Source organism: Mycobacterium sp. (genome assembly GCF_036488105.1).
GTDB lineage: Bacteria > Actinomycetota > Actinomycetes > Mycobacteriales > Mycobacteriaceae > Mycobacterium.
In genome coordinates this window covers 1-8,533 of the sequence record NZ_DASXHW010000268.1, presented here as the reverse complement: position 1 = coordinate 8,533, position 8,533 = coordinate 1, and the positions used below count along the sequence as shown (strand labels likewise).

General features: G+C 67.0%; 9 protein-coding genes. 2 read left to right on the top strand and 7 right to left on the bottom strand.

Annotated elements, in window-relative coordinates; all coding sequences use genetic code 11:
• Together recG and VGH54_RS13815 are read right to left on the bottom strand one after the other, a co-directional pair.
• Nucleotides 1-1,940, bottom strand: a 1,940-nt coding sequence (gene recG / locus VGH54_RS13820) for an ATP-dependent DNA helicase RecG (RefSeq protein ID WP_331512581.1), incomplete at its 3' end; no start/stop codon positions are given.
• A 2-nt stretch (nt 1,941-1,942) separates the two neighbouring features.
• Nucleotides 1,943-3,583, bottom strand: a complete 1,641-nt coding sequence (locus VGH54_RS13815) for a DAK2 domain-containing protein (RefSeq protein WP_331512583.1) — start codon at nt 3,581-3,583, stop codon at nt 1,943-1,945.
• Nucleotides 3,584-3,801: 218 nt separating this feature from the next.
• Between VGH54_RS13815 and rpmB the strand changes: the two genes are divergently transcribed.
• Nucleotides 3,802-3,996 (top strand): 50S ribosomal protein L28, encoded by a 195-nt coding sequence (gene rpmB / locus VGH54_RS13810; RefSeq protein ID WP_331512580.1) that lies wholly within the window; start codon nt 3,802-3,804, stop codon nt 3,994-3,996.
• A gap of 53 nt (nt 3,997-4,049) precedes the next feature.
• Here the strand turns inward: rpmB and VGH54_RS13805 are convergent, their stop codons facing one another.
• From VGH54_RS13805 to VGH54_RS13795, 3 genes are read right to left on the bottom strand one after another with little or no spacing between them, the layout of a single operon-like run.
• A complete protein-coding gene (locus VGH54_RS13805; protein WP_331512579.1) occupies nt 4,050-4,733 on the bottom strand; it encodes a uracil-DNA glycosylase in 684 nt (227 codons plus the stop codon).
• The gene (locus VGH54_RS13800; protein ID WP_331512578.1) at nt 4,730-5,020 is read right to left on the bottom strand and encodes a DUF1330 domain-containing protein; all 291 of its coding nucleotides are present in this window, start codon (nt 5,018-5,020) and stop codon (nt 4,730-4,732) included. Before VGH54_RS13800 ends, VGH54_RS13805 begins: the two co-directional genes overlap by 4 nt.
• A gap of 48 nt (nt 5,021-5,068) precedes the next feature.
• The gene (locus tag VGH54_RS13795) at nt 5,069-6,034 is read right to left on the bottom strand and encodes a thiamine-phosphate kinase (RefSeq protein ID WP_331512577.1); all 966 of its coding nucleotides are present in this window, start codon (nt 6,032-6,034) and stop codon (nt 5,069-5,071) included.
• 76 nt (nt 6,035-6,110) lie between these two features.
• On the opposite strand from VGH54_RS13795, the gene VGH54_RS13790 reads away from it, so the two are divergent.
• Nucleotides 6,111-6,647, top strand: a complete 537-nt coding sequence (locus VGH54_RS13790) for a DUF3515 domain-containing protein (protein WP_331512575.1) — start codon at nt 6,111-6,113, stop codon at nt 6,645-6,647.
• On the opposite strand, the gene VGH54_RS13785 is transcribed toward VGH54_RS13790, so the two are convergent.
• Both VGH54_RS13785 and VGH54_RS13780 read right to left on the bottom strand, forming a co-directional pair.
• On the bottom strand, nt 6,644-7,765 hold the full coding sequence (locus tag VGH54_RS13785; protein WP_331512582.1) for a D-alanine--D-alanine ligase family protein: 1,122 nt from the start codon (nt 7,763-7,765) through the stop codon (nt 6,644-6,646). The two genes, VGH54_RS13790 and VGH54_RS13785, sit on opposite strands and share 4 nt — an antisense overlap.
• A 57-nt stretch (nt 7,766-7,822) precedes the next feature.
• Nucleotides 7,823-8,533, bottom strand: a 711-nt coding sequence (locus VGH54_RS13780) for an NAD(P)H-dependent glycerol-3-phosphate dehydrogenase (protein ID WP_331512574.1), incomplete at its 5' end; no start/stop codon positions are given.

Sequence of the window (8,533 nt, the reverse complement as noted above, 5' to 3'; positions counted from 1 at the left end):
CGTGAGTGCGGTGTCACCCAACTGGCCAGCAGACAGATGCTGGCGTGTTCGCCCCGGCCGATGCGGCCGCGCAGCTGGTGCAGCTGGCTGATCCCGAAACGGTCGGCGTCCATCACCAGCATCACGGTCGCGTTGGGAACGTCGACACCGACCTCGATGACGGTGGTACACACCAGCACATCGATTTCTCGGGCGCGAAACGCCGCCATCACGGCGTCCTTCTCATCGCCGGTCAGCCGTCCATGCATGAGCCCCAGCCGCAGACCGGATAGCTGATCGTTGCCCAGTCGCGCGTAGAGCTCTTCGACTGTCGCCGAAGGCCTTTGATCTTTCTCCGCCTGACCGCTGCTGTCGGTGTCGTCGATCCGGGGCGCCACCACGTAGGCCTGCCGCCCTTCGGCGACTTCCTCGATGATGCGACTCCAGGCCCTGTCCAGCCAGGCCGGTTTGTCGTTGACGAAGATGGCGGTGGTCGTGATCGGCTGGCGGCCACGGGGAAGCTCGCGCAGCGTCGACGTCTCCAAGTCGCCGTACACGGTCAAGGCCACGGTCCGCGGTATCGGCGTGGCGGTCATCACCAGCAGATGCGGCGTGATGCCGGCAGGCGCCTTGGCCCGCAACTGGTCTCGTTGCTCCACCCCGAAGCGATGTTGCTCGTCGACGACCACCATGCCGAGCCGGTCGAACTCGACCGCGTCCTGCAAAAGCGCATGGGTACCGACGACGATGCCCGCGTGGCCGCCGGCGATCTCGGCACGGACTTGCTTCTTTTGGGCTTGCGACATCGAGCCGGTCAGCAGCGCGAGACGCGTGGCGTTGTCCTCACCGCCGAGCTGACCACCCATCGCCAGCGGGCCGAGCACATCGTTGATTGAGCGAAGATGCTGTGCGGCAAGGACTTCCGTCGGCGCCAGCAGGGCGCACTGGTAGCCGGCGTCGACCATCTGCAGCATCGCCAACACCGAGACGATGGTCTTGCCCGAACCGACTTCGCCTTGCAGGAGCCGGTTCATCGGCCGGTTGGCCGCGAGTTCGCCGGAGAGGACGTCAAGCACCTCGCGCTGGCCCGCGGTCAGCTCGAATGGCAAGCGGTGCAGCAGTTCGTGTTTGAGACCTGTCTGACTCGACGGTGCCACCGGCCCGGACTGGGCCAGTTCGCCGTGGCGCCGGCTCACCAGCGCCCATTGCAGACCCACCGCCTCGTCGAAGGCCAACCGCTCCCGGGCCCGCCGGCGGTCGGCGTCGTTTTCAGCCAGGTGGATGGCGCGCAGGGCCTCGTCTTCGGAGGCCAGATTGTGTGCGGCGCAGAGCGTTTCGGGTAGCGGGTCGGGAATCGGGTCGAGCACCTCGAGCACCTGTCGAACACTGTTGAAGATGTTCCAGCTCTGCAACTTCGCGCTGGCCGGGTAGATCGGGTAAAACGTCCGCTCGAAGGCCTCCTGCAGTACTTCCCCGCTGACCGCCTGCGAGGCGTCGGCAATCATCTTCAGCGACCGGCTGCCGCGGTTGCGCCCGTCGGCGGCATTCAGCACCAAGAAGTCGGGATGGGTGAGTTGCATGGCGCCGCGAAAGTAGCCGACTTCGCCGGACAGCATGACACGGGTGCCTTTGGACAGTTGGTCGGTGATCCACTTCTTGGGATGGAAGAACGTCGCGGTGACCTTGCCGCGCCCGGAACCCAGCGTGACGCGAAAGAGCTTGTCCCGCGGCCGGCTTTTGATGGAAAGCAGCGCGGCATCGGTGATCTCGTCGACGAGCGTGACGTGTTCACCCTCCGGCGGTTGTTCGTCGTCGGCGCCCCGGACCGTGGTGCCTTCGACGTAGCTGCGGGGGTAGTGCCGGAGCAGGTCGTCCACCGAGCGGATGCCGAACACCTCGTCGAGCGGGCCCGCGGCTTTCGCGCCGACGATGTAATCCAGACGGTCACTGAGCGACACCATTGCTACTCGACCCCGATCAGCAGCGCGCCACCGCGGTGGCCGGTGCGATAGATCGCGAGTTCGCTGCCGGGATGGCAGTCGTGCACATGGGCGCGCAGCGCCGCCTCGACCGAGTCCGCGTCGATGCCCTGGCCGATGAGCACGGTGATCAGCTCGCCGCCGGCGCCCAGCAGCAGATCGATCAGCCCGGCCGCGGCCGAAGCGACATCGGGCGCCACGATCAGTACTTCGTCGCCGGCTATGCCCAGCCCGTTGCCCGGCTCGCAGGTGCCTGCCCAGGTCAGCGCCGTTTCGGTAGCAACGCGCACTTCCCCATGCCGCGCGCTGCCTGCGGCGCGGGCCATCGTGTAGCCGTCGTTAACCGCTTGCCGGCCCGGTTCGTGTACCGCGAGTGCGGCCAGACCCTGCACCATCGACCCGGTGGGCAGCGGCACCACGTCGATCCCCCATCCGATAGCGGCGGTGCAACCGGCCACCAGCTCCTCGGCGAGGACGTAGCCGTTGGGCAGAATCATGACCTGGGCGGCCCCGGTGTCGACGACCGCGCGCAGCAACTGCTGGGCGGTGATCACCGTCGTCGGGTCGTCGGCAAGCGGATCGGGCCGCAGCACGCAGGCCCCTTCTCCGCCGAACAACTCGGCCGCGCCGTCACCGTCGACGACGGCGAGCACCGCTCGCTCCCGCGTCCAGCTGCCCGGTGGCAGCCCGCTGGTGCCGCTGGTCAGCATTGATATCTGGATCCGACGCGGATCGCCATACGCCAGACCCGCCTCGATCGCCGCTCCGGCGTCGTCGGTGTGGACGTGCACGGAGTAACCGCCGACGACCCCGGACGTCGCGATGGCCACCGACTCGCCGAGCTCATCCAGGCGCTCCCGCAACAAATCGGCACCCTCGGTGTCGCACCCGCCCAGCAGGTACATCACCTCGAATTGCGGCGCTGGGGGTTGCGCGGCGATTTCGGGCACTCGCCGGCGCGGCGCCGGCTCGTAGACCCTGCGATTCGGCGCCTGCCCGGTGATTGTCGAGCGCAGCGCATCGAGAAGCACCAGCAAGCCGCGGCCACCGGCATCGACCACGCCCGCGTCACCCAGCACGTCAAGCTGCTCGGGAGTCTTCTCCAGCGCGATCACCGCGGCCTCACCGGCAACGGTGACCGCCGCTGGCAGCCCTTCCCCGGCGCTCGCGGACTGCTCGACGGCGTCACCGGCGGCTTTCAGCACAGAGACGATCGTCCCGGGGATTTCCTGGCCGCCCATCGAGGCGACAACCAGTTCAACGCCGCGGTGCAGTGCCGCGCCCAGCAGCGCGGCATCGATCTGATGCAGTTCGTCCTCGGAGTCGGCGGCAGCGCGCCCGGTCACGTCGGCGATGCCCCGCAGGATCTGGGACAGGATCACGCCGGAGTTGCCGCGTGCACCGTTCAGCGCCCCCGCGGACAGAGCGGCCGCCGTCTCGACGACATCGGCGGATTTCGCGTCGGTGTTGGCCTCGGCCAGCGCCGAGCGCATGGTGAACAGCATGTTCACGCCGGTGTCGGAATCGGCAACGGGGAACACGTTGAGCCGGTTGATCTCGTCGATGTGGGTGATCAGGTCCCCGACAGAGGTGTGCGCCCAGTCACGTAAAGCGAACGCGTCCAGCGCGCGACCCGGCTCAGCAAGCCCCGACCCCACCTCGATCCCACCTCCTTACGCCGCCGCCGGTGGGCGCCAGCCTATCTACTCAGAACGACAGCACCGGTTACATGACACCGCCGATTGTTGATCGTTTTGGCAGTTCCGCCCGGCGGCAGCTATTCTTGCCAGGTCGTCGGGCCACCCGTAAGGTCGTTGGCCCCAGAGTCTGAGGAGTTTCACGTATGGCTGCCGTCTGCGATATCTGCGGGAAGGCTCCCGGCTTCGGCAAGTCGGTGTCACACTCCCATCGCCGGACCAGCCGTCGATGGGATCCCAACATCCAGAGCGTGCGCGTTTCCAACCGTCCCGGCGGCAACAAGCACCGCATCAACGTCTGCACGTCCTGCATCAAGGCCGGCAAGGTCGTTCGCGGGTAGTTAAGGCCCGCGCGTTCGCAGCGAACTGATTACCGAACTGCTTAGCTCGCTCGTCACGGCAGTTGCCAGTCGATGGGCTCGGCACCCATCTGAGCCAGCAGTTCGTTCGCGCGACTGAACGGACGCGAGCCGAAGAATCCCCGCGACGCCGACAACGGCGAGGGATGCGGCGATTCGATCGAGAGACAATCGCTGCCGGCCAGCATCGGCTTGAGCGTCGAGGCGTCGCGGCCCCACAGAATGGCCACCATCGGCCGTCGACGGTCAACCAGTGCACGGATCGCGCACTCGGTAACGGCCTCCCAGCCCTTGCCGCGATGAGATGCCGAATTACCCGGCTGGACGGTGAGTACCCGGTTGAGCAGCAGCACCCCGCGCTGCGCCCACGGCGAGAGGTCGCCGCAGGACGGCGCCGGAAAGCCTAGGTCCGTGCGATATTCGGCGAAAATGTTCTCCAGGCTCCGCGGTAGCGGCCGCACATCGGCAGCCACCGAGAAGCTCAGGCCGACAGCGTGTCCGGGCGTCGGATACGGGTCCTGGCCCACGATCAGAACCCGAACCTTGTCGAACGGAAAGGTGAAGGCGCGCAACACGTTTTCACCGGCAGGTAGGTATCCGCGGCCGGCCGCGATCTCCGTTCGCAGGAATTGACCCATCGTGGCGACCTGCTCCTCGACGGGCTGCAGGGCCTTCGCCCAGCCGTCGTCGACCAGTTCGCGCAGCGGCTTGGCGGTCACGCCAGCCCCTTGACCAGTAGCACTACCGTATCAGCGCCCGCGTCGCGGTCCTTCGAAATCTCTTGATATTCAGCAGATTCCGACCATAACCGGAATTCGGACTCGTCGGGAAAGGACATCAGCACCACCTTTTCCCGATCCCAGCTGCCCTCGACGACCTGCGGCCGCTCGTCGGCAGCCAGCAGCGTTCCGTGATAACGACCGAAGACATCCATGAACCGCATTTGGTACCGGTCGTAGGCAGTGCGGTCGGTGAACCGTAGTTGGGCGATCGCGTAGACGGTCACCGGGTCACCCTACTGCCCAATTGTCCGGCATCTCCTCGGCCAGCATCGTCACGGGCAACCGAACGACTGCCACCCCGCATACCCACGCCACGGTGCACCGTCGACGAGCACGTCCGCCGGCCCGTCGAGAACACGTCCGATCACCCGCCACCCCGGGGGAACCCGACCGCCGAACGCTGCGACCAATGCATGGTCTTCTCCTCCGCCGAACACCCAGTTCCACGGGTCGACGCCGACGGCTTCGGCAGCGCCGACCAATAACTCACGATCGGCACTAAGCGCCTCGGTGCTCAGCTCGATCGTCATGCCCGATGCCTCGGCGACATGCCGAAGGTCGCCGACCAAGCCGTCGGAGACGTCGATCATCGCCTGGACGCCCGCATCGGCCGCCATCCGACCCTGGCCGTACGGCGGTTGCGGAACCAGATGGCACCGGCGTAGCTCGTCGAATCGGTCAATATTGTTGTGCCACAGTGCATATCCGGCAGCCGAACACCCCAGTTGACCGGCGACGGCGAGTTGCGCGCCAGACCTGGCACCGGACCGCAACACCGGTGCGCGGCCGGCCAGATCACCGAGCACGCTCACCGACACGACCCACTGCGGGCTGGCCACCAGATCTCCCCCGACGATGCTCGCGCCGACTCGGGCGGCTTCGTCCCACATTCCATCGGCCAGCGCGTTGACCTGTGCGGCAGCGGTTTCGGGTGGCGCACCGAACCCGACGACGAACGCGGTGACCCGTGCCCCCATCGCTTCGATATCGGCGGCGTTCTGCGCCACGGCTTTACGGCCGACGTCATGCGGTGTCGACCAGTCCAGCCGAAAGTGCCTGCCTTCGACCAGCATGTCCGTCGACACCACAACGCGGCCATCGGCGGCCACCACGACCGCGCCGTCGTCACCCGGCCCTAGTGCGACGTCGGATGACGCGGGACGACCCCGAGTCATCCGGTCAATCAACTCGAACTCACCGATATCGCCGAGGGTGCGATCGGACTCGCCGCTGCTCACCCCACCTCCTCGATGATCGCCGGTCTGCGAACAACGGTAGGTTCTACTGCGCTGAGTTCGAGCAGGGGGTGAGGTAGTGACTTCTCCGAAGGCCGAATCCGACGGCCCGCCGCGGGCGGCGCTGATCGCCGCGCTGGTTCTGGCGATCGGTGCGGTGGTCGTCGTTCTGGCGATCGCGGCGACTCACCACCACACCGCACCGGTCGCTGTCGCCGCCGTGCCCGCACCGCATGCGCAGGATGCCGCCTGCCAACGGCTACTGGAGGCATTGCCACAGCGACTCGGCGACTACACCCGGGCCACGCTGGCACAACCGGCTCCGGTCGGCGCCGCCGGGTGGCAACTCGCAGGCGAGGGAGATCCGGTCGTACTGCGGTGTGGCCTCGACCGTCCTGCCGACTTCGTCGTCGGCTCACCGATCCAGCAGGTCGACCGGGTGCAGTGGTTCCAAGTCAGCCAGGATCAGCGATCCACCTGGTACGCGGTCGATCGACCGGTCTATCTCGCGCTCACATTGCCACCTGGTTCCGGACCGACGCCGATCCAGCAACTCTCCGAGCTGATCGACCGAACCATGCCGGCGCATCCAGTCGCCCCGTCGCCGGGCAACTAGCGCAGACCCATCCCACGCGACAGGGCCGTGTCGACCATGGTCGCCAGCAAGGTTTGATAGTCGACGCCGCTGGCTGCCCACATCCGGGGATACATCGAGATCTTGGTGAATCCGGGCATCGTGTTGACCTCATTGATCAGCGGCCCGTCGTCGGTGAGGAAGAAGTCCACCCGAGCCAGACCTCGGCCGTCGATGGCCTTGAACGCCCGAATCGCCAACTCGCGCACGGCATCGCTCACGTCGTCGTCGATCTTGGCAGGCACGTCGAGTTCGGCGGCGTCGTCAAGATATTTGGTCGCGAAATCGTAGAAAGAATCTTCCCGTCCGCGGACTCCGGCTACCCGGATCTCGCCGACAGTGCTGGCTTGCACTGTGCCGTCCGGGAATTCGAGCACACCGCATTCCAGTTCGCGGCCGATGATGGCGGACTCGACGATCACCTTCGGATCGTGCTGACGCGCATGGGCAATCGCCGCGGGCAATTCCTGCCGGTCGGCCACCCGGCTGACGCCGATCGACGACCCGCCGCGAGCGGGCTTGACGAACGCCGGAAGTCCAAGTCGGTCAAGCTGTTCGGCATCCAGCGTGGTCTCCGATGCCCGCAGCACCGCGTAGTCGCCGATCGGTAGCCCTTCGGCCACCAGCAGCTTCTTGGTGAACTCTTTATCCATCCCCGCCGCGCTGGCCAGCACCCCGGCACCGACATACGGCACACCGGCGAGTTCGAGCAGACCCTGGATGGTGCCGTCTTCCCCGTACGGTCCGTGCAGCACCGGAAACACCACGTCGACTGACGCCAGCACCTCAGCCCCACCGGGCGCCAGCGATACCAGCTGACCGGCGAGACGCGGGTCGGCCGTCAGCGCCAGCTCGGTGCCCGACTCGGGACTCACCCCAGGCAACTGCCGGTTCGCGATCGCCAGCGAGTCGGGATCACCGTCGGTCAGCACCCACGAGCCTTCCGGCGTGATGCCGACCGCGACCACGTCGAACCGCTCCGGGTCCAGGTTGCGCAAAATGCTGCCTGCCGAGACGCACGAGATGGCGTGCTCATTGCTGCGTCCGCCGAAGACGACGGCAACTCGGACGCGACCGTGATCGGGCGTCCTGGACGGCAAGCGGGCGTTCACAACCTAGAGAGGCTACCGTCTGGCGTCGCGGTGCTGGTTACAAGCTCATTCCGGCTTGGTGCTGCGCCCCAGCAGGGCAACCACCGCCTGGTCCACGGACAACCCCTTGTGGCAGACCCGTTCCACCGCGTCGGTCAGGGGCATCTCGACGTCGTAACTGGAGGCCAGCGCCAGCACCGACTCGCACGACGTGACCCCTTCGACGACGTGGCCACCGCGCTCTCGCAGCGCTGACTCCAGCGTTTCGCCGCGCCCCAGGCTTTCGCCGAAACTGCGGTTGCGCGACCGGGGCGACGTGCAGGTCGCCACCAGATCACCCACTCCGGCCAGGCCGGCCAGCGTTGCGCCCTTGGCCCCCACGGCGATGCCGAGCCGCATGATCTCGGCGAGACCGCGGGTGATGATCGCCGCCGCGGTGTTCTCCCCCAGGCCCACCCCGGCCGCCATCCCGCAGGCCAGCGCGATGACGTTCTTACACGCGCCGCCGATCTCGGTGCCGATGACATCGGCGTTGGTGTACGGCCGGAAGTATCCGGCGTTCAGCATGCGCTGCACGGCGACCGCGCGACCGGAATCGCTGCAGGCGATCACCGTGGCGGCGGGTTGCCCGGCGGTGATCTCGCTGGCGAGGTTCGGCCCGGATATCACGGCGACTTGCGACGGATCGACGCTCGTCACGTCGACGATGACCTGGCTCATCCGCATCAAAGTGCCCAGCTCGATGCCCTTGGCCGCGCTGACCAGCGTGGCGCCCGG

Coding starts and splice junctions, on each gene's coding strand:
- rpmB (WP_331512580.1), top strand. CDS start 3,802: ATGGCTGCCGTCTGCGATATCTGCGGGAAGGCTCCCGGCTTCGGCAAG.